General features: G+C 59.9%; 14 protein-coding genes. 4 read left to right on the top strand and 10 right to left on the bottom strand.

The features are described from left to right. Window positions 1-194: 194 nt before the first annotated feature. Window positions 195-773, top strand: coding sequence for a recombinase family protein (locus tag sphst_RS13370; protein WP_031394338.1), 579 nt, complete (start codon window positions 195-197; stop codon window positions 771-773). A gap of 161 nt (window positions 774-934) precedes the next feature. On the opposite strand, the gene sphst_RS13365 is transcribed toward sphst_RS13370, so the two are convergent. From sphst_RS13365 to sphst_RS13330, 8 genes are all read right to left on the bottom strand, one after another. Continuing rightward, a complete protein-coding gene (locus sphst_RS13365) occupies window positions 935-3124 on the bottom strand; it encodes a tyrosine-type recombinase/integrase (RefSeq protein ID WP_199848976.1) in 2190 nt (729 codons plus the stop codon). Beyond that, window positions 3124-4134, bottom strand: a complete 1011-nt coding sequence (locus sphst_RS13360) for a tyrosine-type recombinase/integrase (RefSeq protein WP_081877574.1) — start codon at window positions 4132-4134, stop codon at window positions 3124-3126. The genes sphst_RS13365 and sphst_RS13360 overlap by 1 nt, the downstream gene beginning before the upstream one ends. 58 nt (window positions 4135-4192) lie before the next feature. After that, window positions 4193-4432, bottom strand: coding sequence for a Y-family DNA polymerase (locus tag sphst_RS13355; RefSeq protein WP_031394340.1), 240 nt, complete (start codon window positions 4430-4432; stop codon window positions 4193-4195). Further along, window positions 4429-4854, bottom strand: a complete 426-nt coding sequence (locus tag sphst_RS13350) for a LexA family protein (protein WP_051916405.1) — start codon at window positions 4852-4854, stop codon at window positions 4429-4431. The genes sphst_RS13355 and sphst_RS13350 overlap by 4 nt, the downstream gene beginning before the upstream one ends. Window positions 4855-5406: 552 nt before the next feature. After that, on the bottom strand, window positions 5407-6912 hold the full coding sequence (locus sphst_RS20615; RefSeq protein WP_159043620.1) for a hypothetical protein: 1506 nt from the start codon (window positions 6910-6912) through the stop codon (window positions 5407-5409). After that, on the bottom strand, window positions 6909-9164 hold the full coding sequence (locus sphst_RS13345) for a KGGVGR-motif variant AAA ATPase (RefSeq protein WP_107045672.1): 2256 nt from the start codon (window positions 9162-9164) through the stop codon (window positions 6909-6911). The genes sphst_RS20615 and sphst_RS13345 overlap by 4 nt, the downstream gene beginning before the upstream one ends. Before the next feature lie 1074 nt (window positions 9165-10238). Beyond that, complete coding sequence (locus sphst_RS13335) at window positions 10239-10952, bottom strand: hypothetical protein (protein WP_051916406.1); 714 nt, start codon at window positions 10950-10952, stop codon at window positions 10239-10241. Between the two features lie 144 nt (window positions 10953-11096). Beyond that, the gene (locus sphst_RS13330; RefSeq protein WP_031394343.1) at window positions 11097-11801 is read right to left on the bottom strand and encodes a dihydrofolate reductase family protein; all 705 of its coding nucleotides are present in this window, start codon (window positions 11799-11801) and stop codon (window positions 11097-11099) included. Between the two features lie 163 nt (window positions 11802-11964). Here sphst_RS13330 and sphst_RS13325 point away from each other — a divergent pair, with 163 nt between their 5' ends. Then, on the top strand, window positions 11965-12969 hold the full coding sequence (locus sphst_RS13325) for an SDR family oxidoreductase (RefSeq protein WP_031393911.1): 1005 nt from the start codon (window positions 11965-11967) through the stop codon (window positions 12967-12969). 144 nt (window positions 12970-13113) lie between these two features. Next, window positions 13114-13908, top strand: a complete 795-nt coding sequence (locus sphst_RS13320; RefSeq protein ID WP_031393912.1) for a retropepsin-like aspartic protease family protein — start codon at window positions 13114-13116, stop codon at window positions 13906-13908. A 57-nt stretch (window positions 13909-13965) separates the two neighbouring features. On the opposite strand, the gene sphst_RS13315 is transcribed toward sphst_RS13320, so the two are convergent. Continuing rightward, window positions 13966-14805, bottom strand: coding sequence for a hydroxypyruvate isomerase family protein (locus sphst_RS13315; RefSeq protein WP_031393913.1), 840 nt, complete (start codon window positions 14803-14805; stop codon window positions 13966-13968). Window positions 14806-14977: 172 nt separating this feature from the next. On the opposite strand from sphst_RS13315, the gene sphst_RS13310 reads away from it, so the two are divergent. Then, window positions 14978-15235 (top strand): hypothetical protein, encoded by a 258-nt coding sequence (locus tag sphst_RS13310; RefSeq protein ID WP_056409313.1) that lies wholly within the window; start codon window positions 14978-14980, stop codon window positions 15233-15235. A 10-nt stretch (window positions 15236-15245) separates the two neighbouring features. Here the strand turns inward: sphst_RS13310 and sphst_RS13305 are convergent, their stop codons facing one another. Beyond that, window positions 15246-15773 carry a hypothetical protein gene (locus tag sphst_RS13305; RefSeq protein ID WP_056409208.1) on the bottom strand — a complete coding sequence of 176 codons (528 nt, stop codon included), beginning with the start codon at window positions 15771-15773 and terminating at the stop codon, window positions 15246-15248. Between the last annotated feature and the right edge of the window lie 40 nt (window positions 15774-15813).

Below are 15813 nucleotides of genomic sequence, written 5' to 3'. Positions count from 1 at the left end.
GTGAGCGATAAGGCGTTCACTTGGAATGATCCGCGTCCAAGAAGCCGCTGACACGACGTTCTCTCAAAGGAACGTGGAGCGGGAAGCCGGTACCGCCAATCACGCTGACGGACGCCTGTGGGTTTCGCTTTCCCAAAATCTGTTCCCGATTTAAGATTCCCGAAATTGCCAATTTCGATGGGAAAACGGGAAAGATGCTGATTGGCTATGCACGCGTTTCGACGGCCGATCAGGACTTGGCGCTCCAAACCGATGCCTTGAACAAAGCCGGGTGGGAAAAACTGTTCACCGATAAGGCGAGCGGGGCGAAAGCCGATCGCCCGGGACTGGTGGAAGCCCTGCGCTTCGCGCGTGCCGGCGATTGCATCGTGGTCTGGAAACTCGATCGCCTCGGCCGCTCGATCCAGGGCCTTATTACGCTGGCTGCGGACCTGTCGGCACGCAAGATCGACTTTCGATCACTCACGGACGGTTTCGACACGTCCACAGCCTCGGGGCGACTCCTGTTCCATATTCTTGCCTCCGTGGCCGAAATGGAGCGCGAGTTAATAAAGGAGCGGACGATCGCCGGGCTGGCAGCGGCCCGGAAGAGGGGCGGTATCGGCAGCGGCCGGAAATCAGCGCTGACGCCCGACAAGATAGATACGGCACGCAAGCTGCTCGCGGCAGGAGATAAGCCTGCCAAGGTCGCGAGGCTGCTACAAGTCGGACTATCAACATTCTACCGGCATTTTCCGGCAAGTGAGCGGGCGGACGAAGCGAATGAAGGGTAAAGTTAGCGCTGACACATCGTTCTAATTAGCACCGATATCCTCAAGTTAACCAACCGGTTTCTGTGTCATGCAAACGTTCACGTACTGATGGGAAGGCAAATCTGTTCATGTAAGCGCAGGAATACCTCGTGCCTGTGGCATACCGTCGACGGATATTTGTATCACGGCGGAGAGTTAACCGACATGGGGCTTGCGCCGTTGACGATCTCGGCTGGAGTTCGTCCATCCGGTGTGGCGATGTCGCTTAGTTTATTGATAAATCCTTCGATTTTTACCGCATCCCCTTCCACGATCGATCGTTCATCAGCACTCAAAGGGACCTCCTCCAGATAGCGCCGAATAGATGCTTTGCTTTCCAAGGCATGCGCGCGGGCGCTCGCTTTTGGTAGATTGAAGTCGCAGCCAGCGCAGGCCATGCGGTGCGGACAGCCACTCCAAAACGGATTTGTGCAATAGGAGTCGCCTAGATCGTAGAAAGCGTAAGGTTCGTTGGCTTTCCGCTGTATCACGTCGTGATCAACGATCAGGGACACCATGTGAGCCATGTGGTCCGCTTGGGCAAATGACGCCGCCAAACGGGTCGGCCGGATGCGGATGTAATGCATTGTCGACGTGGGCGAACTATGCCCAGACCATTGCATCAGCTCGATAAGGGACATTCCTTTTGGAACGCTCGCCAGAGCAGTGACAGCGGACGCGCGTCCGCGATGGCTGGTGATCGGCCCACGACTGTCGGTCATTGGGACGCCAGCTTTTGCGCACAGGATCGGGATGATGGTGTTGTTCAACATCGCCGTACCCACCCGACGCCCTCGGTACTGAAACAGAAAACGCACCGATTCACCGGTGCGCTCATCGGTAATCGGAGCTTGCTCGGATGGGCGTTCGGCGACCCACGCGTCGATCCGCTCTTTGACGACGGCAGCGACGGGCTTGACGTAAGCTTTGAAGGTTTTGCTGGGCGGAACGTCGAGATAACAGAGCGTCCCTGCTTTGACCGTGCTCCCGTCGTCCGCGATAATTTCTTCGGCCTGGAGTTTGGCGCAACCTAGGGTCAAGCGCGCAATTTCATTTTGCCTAAGCCCGCAATGTGTCCAGACCACCGCCATCGCCTGAATGAGCGCTAGGGGATAGTGAATTTCGGAGAGAAGATCATCTCGCTGGATGTTCAGGCTGGCCCATATCAGCTTGAGCCAAGCTGCGTCGTCGATGACGCGGGGATTGACGCCGGAATTGAAACTCACAGCGACGGGGGTCGCCAGATGGTAGCGTGGGCTGAACCGCAGCTTCGCCCACCCCCATAGTTCTACATCGATAAAAAATCGTCTCATCGCGTGCAGAAACGTCCGCTTTGAGTTGGCAGCAATCGGCTTTCCGTGTGTTTTCGTTATTCGGGCGGGCGCCGATTCCAACAGCCATTCCCCGACCGTCGAACGATCCAGCGCCGCAATGAAGGCAGCACAGACACAGGTATCCCAGTCCTCGGGTGATGTAACTAGCGGTTGCTCCCGCGCCAGCCAGAGGCCAATCCGAAGGACAAACCCATAATTCGTCTCTCGGGTCGACGGACGGAGCGTGGAGGTGTCACGCCACCGGAGGCACCATGCTGCCCACTCGGGCGCTACGCCCTCGGTGCTCTTGTCTTTCCATCCTACATACCTTCGCATTCGAAGTGGCTGCTTGATGATCCCTAACGCGGCCAATCCCGCCGACACCTTGCCGACCGCTCTGGCGACAGCATAGTTGCGGCTATCTTGCCCACGTTGAAGCAGATCGGCGGTGAATGTCTCCAGGCGTGGATCGCCATTCTCAAGCATGAGACTGCCGAGAACGCTGGTGAGGAACAGTTCGAGATGACGCCCTGAATATCCTAGATCTCGAAGCGTTGAAGCGAGCCTTGCATGTTCCCCAACGACGATAGCACGACCAAAAATCGTTGCCGCATAAACGCTGGAATGACGAAATTTCTCGATCTCGTGAAAATCGCGAAAACCGCCGAGGTGATACGCCAACGCTCCCATATATGGGCGCGCCTGACTCTGCTCATTCAGTAGCGCCAGCCAAGTTGACTTCTCCCAATTCCAATATGGCTTGCTAGTTTGGTGAACCATCGTAAGCACGCGAGCGATTGTTATCTTAGTCTTGGCCGCCGATATTCCGCCGCGCTCGGCGACAGCTAGTAAAGGCTCAACAAGACGCGGTGCATTCGCTAAAAGACCAACAATATCTGATCGTGCCGGTTTGCCGTTAATCGCCGCTACCTCGGTTAGATCAAGGTCGCCAACCATATCATACCGTGTCTGATCGAACGGTGCATAGCCGATGGTTCCCAGTGCTATCGTGGCGTCCATTATTCATCTCCGAAGAGTTGAGAACCGATCCGCGTGTCGATATGCGCTACGGATCCGGCCATACGTGCTGACAGGTCGCTCCCGGACAGGTGCAAATAGACAACCGTGGTTTTAGGGTCACGATGCCCGGCATAGGTCGAGAGTTCGTGGAGTTTCCAGCCCGATCGTGCGAGATGGGTGAGGCGCAAATGTCGTAGGCTGTGCGTACTGAAGCCCGAAACGCCCGCTGTCGTCGCCCAGCGCTCCACGGTCTTGCTCCATGACCATTTGGTCAGTGGCTGCCCATAATTGCGGTCGGACACGGATCGGAAAAGTGGCCCTGCATTCACGGCAACGGATCGACTATCCTGTAAATGCCGTGCCAAAACAGATGTGATTGCCGGGCTATAGCAGACGACTCGGCTGCGCTTCCCCTTCGTTGTTTCGGCTCTCAACGTAATCAAACGATGTGCGAAGTCGAGGTCATCGATGCGCAGAGCGACAAGCTCGCAACGCCGTAGGGCTCCGTAGTAAGCAAACGCGAGCATCAGTCGATTTCGAACTGTGTCGCTTGCTGCGGCCCTGAGTATCGACAGCCACTCGTCCTCAGTAGGCACATGCGGCAGTTTTATAAGGCGTGCCACCAGTCCTCTTGAAAAACCGGCATGGTCTGGAATGCGCCGGAACGTGGAAGTTTGCCCGCGAGGAACCGGGTTTTTCGAACACAGCCCCTGAAATATCAGGTGATCGTACCAAAGTCTGATCGCGGTTAGCCGCTGATGAAGGGTCGAGTTTGCGACAGCCGCAGAACCATCCGGAAGCAAATCGCGGACGTAGAGCGAAACGTCTTCGAGTGTCGCCGCCTCGGCGGCGACACTCGAAGACGTGCAGTACGCCAGGTAGTGAGTGACGCCACGACCGTACGCATCAAGTGTGGCTGGCGAACGACCTAGATTACCAAGTAGCTGCAACCATTCGTCGACCAGCGGATACCGATCGAGGGCGACCTGCAGTGACGTTGATCGACGCATAGACGCGCGCTCCATCCTGCCGTCGTTCTATCGGAAGACGAGCATTCCACCTAACTTACTACAGGGTGTAGTTGGACGACAGGACACGGATCCCGTGCGCGCGGATCTTGTCGCGCAGCAGGTGGACGGGCTCGCCCATCTTGATACCGAGCGCCTTCGCCTCTGCCGAGCGGGCGACCGCGCACCCGTCATTGTTCGACAGCACGATCACGGGCACGCCGATCAGGCTGCTGTCGAACGCGCGCTCGCACGAGACATAGTAGTTGTTGCAGTCGATGAGCGCGATCGGCCCGCTCACCGGACTTGGCGCGCGACGCCGACGACGACGCCCCAGATCTCCACATTCTCGTCGACGAGCGTGTGCGGGTAGCCCTCGGCCTCGGGGACGAGCCAGTGCCGGCCATCCATGTGCCGCAGGCGCTTGAGGGTGCGGTCGCCATGGACCAGCGCAACGACGATCGCGCCGGCGCGCGGCGTCTTGGAACGGTCGACGACGATCAGGTCGCCGTCGTTGATGCCGGCGCCCAGCATGGAATGGCCGTCGACGCGCATGATGTAGCTCGCCGCGGGGTGCTGGACGAGCCAGGCGCCGAGGTCGATTGGCTCCTCCATGTCGTCCTGTGCCGGCGACGGAAAGCCAGCCGGGGTCCGCGACAGAAAGAACGGTACCTCCCGCGGTATCAGGTCGAACGGGACATCGTGGAGGTGGAGGTGGTGCATGATGGTTCCCGCGACTCTTTGGACCGCCATCTAGCGCGAGTCAGAACAGAAAGGGAACACATGATTTCAATGGGGTGGGACAGTCGGGCCCCGCGGCAGACGCTGCGACCCCATAACACACGCTGATCCCCCCGCCTCGCCCGCGGTCTTTTTGTGTCGCAAAAGGTGCATTTCTAGAACCGCCGTATTGTACCCAAGTGCCTAGGCCGCATTATGGATCGAAGTGGCTGTGCCGGGGTGCAGTTCGGTGCGATTCAAGCCTCCAGCCTGAGTGCTGATGTTAAAGCATGCCGATGGAGGTCACGAGCTCATCATCGGCGCAAGAACTCCGGCCTCGCCAGCGGCCTTTTTAGGCCTCTTTTGATGCAAACTGGGATTTGATGCGAGGCTTAGGAAAACTGTGGCCTTTAAGGCCCTTCTGACGTGCAACTGCTGATGCGGATTGACGCACCTAGCCAGAATTTTGACGACGCTGCTCATACCTTGGGCAAGGGCGCCATCAACGTCGAACGCGCATGGCACCGCCGCTTCTATATCTTGATGACCATCGATCTATTTTTGTTTTACCCACCCCGTGCGCGAACGCCATCGTATCGAACCATGACGCCGATGTGCGCTCTCTGGCGTAACCTGCGCCATAACGCCGGTTGGCTCGTCTGGATCGCCCCGATTTGTATATTTAGGGCCAACAGCCACCCCCATTTCATCACCTGCATATTTTTTTATTTGCCAGTGTTTCATTGTTAGGCTGCTAACAATTATAAATCGCGCTTCCGACATGCCTGATAGGTCTTCGGCGCGCTTGGATGGCCATCGCCCGATGGACGTGCCACTATCCAAGATCGGTACAATTACCCAATCTGGCCTAAATTCTTGTAAAAGTTGGCTTACCAAGCCCATCATAATATCTTGGCAAATTAAAACAACACAACGTCCTAGTCCGTCAACATCGGCCACCGTAATCGAGTCGGACCATGTTATACGTTCCATCAGCTGTGGCGGAGTACTGCCGCCACATATATCTAGATTGTCGGAGGTGCTCTTGAGCATTCCATAAGCGGATACTTTTCGATGCTGCCAAAGCGTCGCGCCGTGCCCGTTTATTATTGTTGCTTCATTATAGGGATAGCCACTTTCGCCATCGTTCGAGACTACCGAAGATCGAGATAGGCCTGATCCTGAAACTAATATTCTTGGCCGTTTACCGGACATGGCGCATAAACCAGCCGCAACTTTTTCGACGTCGGCTTTGTCAATGGTCAATTCTGGAGCAACAATGATGTCACTGTCAGGACATTCTTGAACTGCCTTCAGGAGTATATCAGACGGTTCGTACCCAACACCCTTCACAACATCAAGAAATGTTACCTTTCCATCTGGCGTTACTACTGGCACCAAGTCGCCTCCGTTCTCCGCCAGAGGTACAAACGTGACTATCTCACTCGCAGCGCGATCGTGCCTATTTCCAACACCACAATCAGTCGACTGGTCTATTACCTTGACGGTAACATTAATGGAACGACCGTCCTCCTTGAACGATGTCCGGTCAATTACTTTTACCGCTGCAAATTGATCTACCAGCGAGAATGTAGCCTCCTCCAGCGCTAGTTTGGGACTACGCGCAAAAGGACCGCGAGCGATTAGAATGAGCTCGTCATTTGCTGCGTAAGATCCACCTACGGTACGCAGTTCCCGCACGTCGTTAAGCCACGACGGCAACGTGCTCGACCCCATACCAGAAACGATTGAACGAGGATGAATAGCAAGCAAAGCATCGTCAATTCCACGCATAGCAGCTAAAGCTATACTAGCTCGAAGCCGCCGTGCCATAAATTGGGTGCCTGGATCCCAATGTGCCGCAAGAGAGTCACAGAGCGAGCCGACGGCCTCGGTTGGATCATCCTTAGCGAGTGCGGCACGAACAGACGGAGCTAGCATTAAGGGCAATTCAACTTCACCAGACAGCCTTTCACGGCTCATTTTGCTGACGTACCGCCACAGCAACAAAAATAGTCCAGCCGGATCTTTGGCACCCTTCCAATCACGAGGCTGACTCATTTGCTGGCCCGAAATAATCGATCCCGCATTTTCTCAACTCGCCGTCGCAGCGATTCTACCGCTGACTCCGGCGCTTCCGCACTCGCTAACACCTCAGCCAGCGAAATGTACGCCGCAAATATCTTCCGAAATTGCGCCTCATTCTGCTTTTCGTCACTATTGACAACAATTCGGGTAGCGCGATTCAGCTGTTGCTCGGCAGCTTCAGCAATAGCAACCAGGGCATCATTACGAAGCGGGTTATCCAGATCAGCTGCTAAGGCCAGCTGCTCTAACAAACGACTGAATTCAACAACCTCGGCAACGCCGTGCATGCCGATACCGATGGGCACCCGCAGTCCTTTGGGCCGCGCAAACGCCGCGATCGAAAAGTTGATGCTTTGATTACCTGCGTCAGCGTCCCGAAGAATTATACTCGTTAACTTTATAAATCGATCTATGCCGCGCGTTACGCTAGGGCGCCACAATTGCGCAGCAGTAACTATCCTGATGCTGGCCAGAGGATCATCCTCGTCCAACTGAGCTAGGCCAACATGCGCCTCTGCGGCCAAGCTGCGCCCACGAGAACCCTCTGGTCCTTCCAGCAATTTAATCACTCTTTGCCATTGCTCAGCGGGGTTTCCGAGCTTGGGGTCCTTTGTAAACACGTTAGCACGTTGCGCCGCTATTTCGGCATGACCAAGGGCAACCCCTTCGGCCTCCTCAGGCTGAATAGGCCCACTAATCTCGTCTAGAAGACTCTGAGCGTAATCTAACTCGTCTTCCACTTTACCCCAAGGGGTGCTGGGCTTGCGCAGCCGTGCATTTTCAACATGGAGATGCGCTCGACGCACGAGCGTACCAGTAGTTTGCGGCCCGGAAGCAAGGATCGCGTCGCGCTCCGCATTTCCTTTCAGGCTACTCTCGCGATTTCCGCTCGCCCAGCGTATATCATATTCATCAAGAGCGTTGACGAGATGCAGGCGCCAATCGCCCTCACCTATTGAATGAAGCTGACGAAGTAAAAGTATGGCCTTTTGCGCTAATATCTCTGTTGGAAACTCTCGATCGTCACTCCATAACCAATCAGAAGCTTGCAGTCCTGCAGAAACAAGTGCCTCAACGTAGTCTGCATGAAGCTCCCGGCTAGGATCTGCATCGAGAGCACCATCAAGGAACCTTGCAATTTCCTCAAATGCTCGATCTGGATCGGCCGTCTTTAGCGAGCTAAGGTATTCGACCGTCGTCATACGCGGCTGGAGCCGACGACGAACTGAATCTATCCAGAGGTGATCGACTTTTGGAACATCAAAAGCTGCACCGGTTATTTCCTGTGTCATCCTCAGATATTCAAAGGTAAGCGGGTCCGCTGTCGCACTCGTAGCAACAAATGGCGCAAGCGTTTCATAGAACGGAATGTTTGCAGCCGCTCCGATCGACAAACGCGTCATATCACGTTCAATTGCTTGCGATTCTAGTCCTGCGTTCCGTAGTTCACGATGCGCACGAGCTCGTGCGTCGGCTTCCTCCGTTGGTCGGTCCTTAGAGACCCTCATCGGCGATAGCCTAATAGCAACTTCATTACCACGCGCAGCACGGATTGATGCTGCAATATCCGCGACACCTTCAGTATTCTGCCGATTTAGCACAAAGCATAATACAACCTCATCAGGAAGCTGCATGGTACAAATGCCTGCGACGTCGGCTAGCCCCGTACGGCTATCAATTAATATTATATCATAGTTTCTACGTGCCCACGCCCGCATTGCCTCGAGCATCAACCCTCCCGCGAAGTCGCTGAAGAAGCTGGGCCAATTAAAGCGTGATAAAGCCTCTGCATATGGCAAAGGCTCTACCGTCCCAACTATAGAGGACCCAGCCCCAACGATGTCGAGTTTTGCGCCAGCGGGAAGCCTGGTCTTTGGTAGCAGTGGAGAGGCACAGTCTTTGAATGGTGCACCGGATTTGAAGCGCTTAAATATTGAAGACGCCTCTTCCGGCCGAGTTGCCGTTAACAAAGCATCGCGCCAGTCTGTAAAGAGGTTTAAAACCCCGTTAGATTTTCGAATATTCCCCGCGGCCTCATGCTCGGTAACGCCGCGGTAGTACACAGCCAAGCCTGGGGCTTCCAGGTCCCAGTCCATTAGGAGGACTCTTTTACCCGCCATTGCCGCTATGAAGCCGACGTTTGCGACAGCCATGGTGCGACCTACGCCGCCTTTATAAGAAAAGAACGTCGTAATTCGTCCGGCGGTTCGGGGCATCTTAGTCATTACCCATATTTCCGCGGATTAGATCGGCCTCGGAACGGTTGAGCGCCCTGCATATGGGGGCTCAACGTCCCACGAGCTTTTTCAAGAGTCTTCTGCACCTCGCGAGGCCTAACAATAGCGTCGACCTCCTGCGCTATGACTAATCCAAGAGCATCCACCGTATCTTTTGCAGCAGGGGTTAGCATATTAACCACGACGGTTCCCTGTCGCCGTGATGTTACTATCCCAATAGACCGCAAAACTGCCAGCTTCCGGCTGACAGTCTCCATTCTTGTCCCGACCTTGTCTCGCAATGCGGACACGCTGAGGGGCTCAGCGTACATCGCTTGAATGTAAGGGAGATAGCGAGCGTCCCGGACGTGATTGATAAACCTATCGTCAGCACGCGTATCAGCGACGCGTGCTGCCAGAAGCTGAGCAAAAGCAATCTTACCAAGGACGTAGCCTGCAGCTATGTCTCCCCCCTCAAGCCCCCTTGAGACAGCTTGGACAGCCGGCGACGCCGTCGACGCCATCTGGCGATAAAACTGTTCTAGAATATCCGATGCATCACGAACCCGCGTCGCGTCCGGCGCGTCAATTGCCGATCGCAGGCGATCTGCCACTGCTGCGAACGTTGCGCTGGGGATGGTAGCCCCGTCGGCCGCCGCACTAAGCGCCGCTTCAAGAGCAGGCCAATATGACTTTTGCTTGATATGAGTGTTTTTCACAGCGTGTATCTAGCCACCCTTCGCCACCCGATCAACTACCGATCAATAACGAAGTTTGAGTGACATTCGATCCCCGAACGAACGTTCAGATCGCCCTCTACGCTGCGAGGGGCGGCACCCTATCCGTACAGCACCGCGAGAGCTGCTTCATGACACCAGAGATTCAGCGATAGATTAGCGAACTTCGCAAAACATTGACATTGATCGGTCTCTACGAAATTCGCGCATACTCCCCAGGATGCACGGGACGGCGCAAGCCGGCACGCTCACCCGCGGTCGCTGGATGCTGAACCCGTTGGGTTCGGGGCCTCGGGGGCTTGGTGGGGCAGCAAACCTGCGCACGCCATCGGCGTTCCTTTTATATTTAACCTTGCAGGGACGGGTTCTGACCATTCGGTGAATTCGCGTTAGAGAGGTCTACGCGCCGGCCAAGCGAAGCGAGAGCCTTGGCGAGCGGCGACTCGTTGCCGGCGCGGAACGCGGCCAGGTCTTCGGCGGAGATGGTCGCCAGCATCGCCGCTGTCTGCTCTTCGTCGGCCTTCCTGCGGGTAACCTCGTCGTCGGGCAGAGGCCCCTTCCCCATCATCCGGCGAACCATGTCGGCCGCCTCCTTGGGCAGGCCGAACCAATAGGCGTTCGTCACCTGCTTCACCTGGGGACCGAAGGCATCGGGATCATCGATCGGCTCGAAGCGGCGGATCCAGTTGAGGAAGCCGTGATCTTTCAGACGCGAGAGGGCGCTGACAATCGCGCCGCGCGAGCGCCGCAGCCGTTCGGCGAGCGTCGCGATAGCGGGCTCGAGCCGGCCGGTCTTGAAGTCGATCATGCGCATCAATTCGCGCAGCACGTCGACGCCAATCGCGCCGAGCGGCCCGTTACGCTTGCCGGCAATCTTGTGCTTGCGGTCGTAGACCTCGGCCGCGCGCATTCGCGCGTTGCGTTCGGCCTTGTTGAACGGGCGCCAATAGCGCTGCTCGCGTTCGCCTGCGCGATAGCTGCTACGGCGGACCGGCTGGCCCGTGCGATGCCCCTTTTTCGCTTTGCCGCCGGCGATCTGAAACAGCGAACGGGCGCTCACGACCGGTTAGCCAGTGCGTCAGAAAACCACAGGATTCCGCGCCCGCCGTCTTTGTGGTTAGCCAAGCCAACATATTGAACCGGCGCGATTAACGGAGACCAGTCGGGTGCACCAATTCCGTTCCGCCATGTACGCCGACTGCGCTTAGCCGACCGCCGCCACCCGGTACCGCAAATTGACCGCCCCGGCGGCCAGGTGTTCGCATCCGAGCAGCGACAGCGTCACCTTGCCCTTCAGACCGTCGCCCGCCGCGACGATCCGCTCCGCATTGGTACCGCCGTCGAGTGCGGGTGCGATGACGAGGTTGAGTTCGTCGACCAGACCGGCGGCGAGGAACGAGCCGTTGATGCCGGCGCCGCCTTCAAGCAGCAATGTTTCGATGCCGAGTTCGCGGCGCAACGTTGTGAGCGCACCGGCGAGGTCGATCTCGTCGCTGTCCGACACGAGGTAGGACACGCCATTGGCGGCGAGCTCCGCGAGATGGGCGTCGCTCACCCCGCGTCCGAGCAGCACGACCACAGGGTCGCCGCCGATGTCGGGCCCGGCGAAGCGGATCTTGCCGGCGCGATCGAGCGTGATCGCGAAGGACGCGGCATGGCGCGCCTGGAACAGCGACGGTCGCGCGGGCGCGTCCGCGGTCGTCGACGCACGCGGCTCTCCCTTCGCCATCTCCGCCATGGTGACGCGTCCGACGATCCAGCCATCGGCGTCGAGGCGCTCGTGCAGCGACTCATAGGCGCGCGTCCATGCCTTGGCGGTGCCATCCGGGCTGTCGGTGTAGCGGCTGGGATGCAGGCCACCATCGACCGACGCGGTCATGAGGCAGATGATGCGGGGGCGGTCGGTCATGGTGGGATACTCGCGGGTGCAGATCGGGGATGAACGCCGCTCGGCATCCGCGGTTTCCGCGGTATCGGGCCGGATGACCGCGCCGATGGAACGGTCCGCGCCGCGGTTCGTCGAGCAGGGACCAGCCCGCCGGCGACCCCGACCCACCGACAAGGACCCGATCATGAGCAACGGTGAAACCTCCCGCCGCAGCATCCTGGGCAGCGCTGCCATCGGCCTTGCCGCCGCGGCCGCGCCGGGCATGGCGCGGGTGCAATCGACCGAGACCTCCGGCACCGGGCCCGCCCCCAGCCTGCGCGACCCGCGCAATGCGTACACCCGCACACCCTTCCCCGAGCAGCGCCAGGCCTGGCCCGCGCTCGCCAGCAAGATGACCCCCCGCCCCGATCATGGCGAGCAGAGCTATCGCGGCAGCGGCAAGCTGGTCGGCCGCAAGGCGCTGCTCACCGGTGGCGACAGCGGGATCGGGCGCGCCGCCGCGATCGCCTTTGCGCGCGAGGGCGCGGACGTCGCGATCAACTATTATCCCAGCGAGGAGCCGGACGCGCGCGAGGTCGCCGACCTGATCCGGCAGGCGGGGCGCAAGGCGGTGCTGCTGCCCGCCGACATCCGCACCCAGAAGGCCTGCGAGGATACGGTCAAAAAAGCGATCGCGCAGCTCGGCGGTCTCGATATCCTCGTCAACAATGCCGCCTATCAGCAGTCCAAGGCGGACATCATGGAGATCAGCGACGAACAGTTCGTGCGCACCTACGAGACCAACGTGTTCCACGTCTTCCGCTTTTCGAAGGCCGCGATCCCCGCGATGCCGCCGGGTTCGGTGATCATCAACACGATCTCGCAGAACGCCTATGACCCGAATGACGACCTGATCGATTATGCCTCGACCAAGGCGGCGATCCAGAACCTGACGCGCGGCATGGCCAAGCAGCTCGCCAAGAAGGGCATCCGCGTCAACGCCGTGTCGCCCGGCCCGATCTGGACACCGCTTCAGGTCGCGGGCGGGCAGCTGCCGGGCAAGATGCACGAATTCGGCCAGGACACGCCGCTCGGCCGCGCGGGGCAGCCGTCGGAACTCGCGATATTGTTCGTCGCGCTGGCATCCGGCGAGGCGAGCTACTCGACCGGGACCGCGGTCGGCGCGCATGGCGGTGCGGGCTTCCCCTGATCCCGGACCGCGCCCGCGCCGCTAAGCACCATGGACGTCGACCGAAGCGCATCGTGCCGCGCTAACCAACTGTAAACACAATGACGCTAGGGTTCTTTTGATCCTCCGGGACGGATGTCCGTGGATGAGGAAAAGAGGACTGCCGTGGGCATCAGAGCAACCGTCCGCGCAGGGGCACTCGCGATCGCGCTGGCGTCCGCGCTGACCGCTACCGCTGCCGCCGCGCAGGTCCGCGTCGCAATCGGCGGGCAGATCCAGGACGTCCCGGCGAACACCGTGCGCACCGTCACCACCATCAACGGTCGGACGCGCATCGTCGACACCGCCTGGCGCGGCGGCACGGCGACGCCGGGCATGGCGGTGATCACCACGACCGAGACGACCGACGAGGACGACGAGGGGCACATATTGTCGCGCACCGTCGTCACCTGCATCGAGCCGCAGCGGACGATGGTCGCCGCGGTGAGCTATGCGCCGCCGCCCGCCCCCCGCATCGAAATCGACCCCGCCGACCTCGACGAGCCGGTCACCTTCGGGCAGCCCCATGTCCTGCGGATCAATCGCGATCCCTGGGGCGGGCATTTCGTCGCGGCGATGATGGTCAACGGCGTCCGCATTCGCGCAATCGTCGACACCGGCGCGGCCTACACCATCCTGTCGGCGGACGATGCGCGCGCGACAGGGGCCGACCGTGCCGTGCAGCGCGAGGAAACGGCGATCGGCATCGGCGGCTATACCCGGCTCGGCGTCGCGCGTGTCGCCTCGGTCGAAATCGGCGGGCAGAGTCTGGGCCGGATGGCGATGCGCATCGGCCAGCGCGGCATGCCCTACACGCTGCTCGGCCAGCCCGAGATCGCGCGGCTGGGACGTGTGACGATCGAGGACGGCGTGATGACGATCACGCCGCGCGCGCTGACGACGCAGCTCGCGATGCGCTGAGTCCCGGGCCACGCGCTGGCCCCGGCAGTTACGAAGCGTCGACCGTCCGGCTCCCGGTCACACCGTGCAGGTCCGGACCGCCTGGGCGAGCGCCGTCAGGGGATCGCCGACCGGCACGAATTCATGCGCGAAATAACCCTGGAATTTGAGATCGGCGACGCTGCGCGCCACCGCCTGCCAATCGACCTCCTGCGTGCCGTCGAGATTATGCCGCCCGGGAACCCCGCCGGTATGGAAATGACCGATCCACTCGATGTTCTTGCGGATCGTGTCGATCAGGTCGCCTTCCATGATCTGCATATGATAGATGTCGTAGAGCAGCTTCACGCGGGGCGAGGCGACTTCCTTGGCGACCCGCACGCCCCAGGCGGTGTGGTCGGCCATGTAATCGGGGTGGTCGACCTTGCTGTTGAGCAGTTCGACGCAGATCGTCACATCATGATCCTCGGCGATCCGCTTGAGACGGTTCAGCCCCGCGACGGCGTTGTCGGCGCCCTCCGCGTCGGACAGGCCGCGGCGATTGCCCGAAAAGGCGATCACATTGGGAACGCCGGCCTTGGCGGCCTGCGGGATACCGATGCGGAACGCCCGTTCGATCGCCGCGTGGTTTTCCCGCCGGTTCAGACCATTGGGGATGGTCATGATGTCGGCGGCATAGCCCATGGTGCAGCGCAGTCCGTGCCGGCGCGGCACCGCATATTCGGCGGGCTGAAGCAGGTCGATGCCGTCCAGCCCGATGCGCGCTGCGGCGGCGCACAGCGCGTCGAGCGGCATGTCCTGATAGCACCAACGGCTGACGGACTGCTTCAGCCGGCCACGCCGTGCGGGCGCCGCGGCGATCGCCGAGGTCGCGCACAGGGCGAGAGAAGAAGCGATGACGGTGCGCCGAGTAATCATGCCCGCACACTAGGCCAGACGGCCCTGCCGGCAAGCGGTATTGCACCCCGAAGCCACACGCCGCGAATGGCGTGCGACCAAGCCCTTGATCACGGGAAGATTTCGTGGTGGTCGGGGGACAAAGCGAACCTCGCTTGTCAGGGACCGGGGGCGCATGATGGAGATGCCGGCGATGTCCGACGATTATGCACGCGGACGGCGGGACGGGCTTCGTCTCGCACTCTCGATCCTGGCCGCTGAAGAGGCCAAATGGGAGGCGCTGCTCGGCGAGAGTTCCTCCTGGCGGACGAACGCGACGCGCGGGATCCGGCACAAGACCTATCAGGTCGCGACCAAGCGCGTGCAGACCGCGCTCAACCGCCTGTTGCCCAAGGCGGAAACCGCGTTGCCGGCCGAGATCGCATCGATGATCGATCAGGCCGGATTATAGGGGAATCGTGTCAGCGGCGGTTGGCGTTGAACGCAGCCTTTTCGGCCTCGGTGGCGCGACGCGGGGCGGATTCGAGCTGGGGCAGGCGCAAGGGCGGGCGTGACGGGTCGCGGCGGGTGGTCGCGGCGTCGGTGCTTGCCGCGCGGCGCGGGGTGGGCGTCGGGGCGGCCGCGGGCGGTGCAGATGGCGGGGCATCCTGCAGCGCATAGGCCTTGGCCTCGACGGCCGCGAGACGGCCCTTGAGCAGGTCGATCTCGACCGTCTCGGGCGTGGTCTGCATCTCCGCGAGCGATTTCTCGAGTGCCTCGATGCGCTTTTCGGCAATCGAGAGGCGGACGGACTCTTCGGTCCGGGCAATATCCTGCGCGACGCGCTGCGTCTCGGTGCGCCTGAAATCGGCATCACGCCGTGCCATCGGGTCGCGGCTGTCCGTATCAGCGCCCCCGCGCGCCCAGCGTGGCGGATCGCAAGCCGACAATGCCAGGGGCAGTGCGAGCGACGGGACGATCAGGGCGCAGCATCGGATGATACGGGTCATGCCCCAGCCCTACACGGCGCGGCCTTGAAACGTCTATCGC

Source organism: Sphingomonas sp. STIS6.2 (assembly GCF_000732685.2).
GTDB classification, from domain to species: Bacteria; Pseudomonadota; Alphaproteobacteria; order Sphingomonadales; family Sphingomonadaceae; genus Sphingomonas; species Sphingomonas aerolata.
This window is presented reverse-complemented; position numbering and strand designations above follow the sequence as displayed.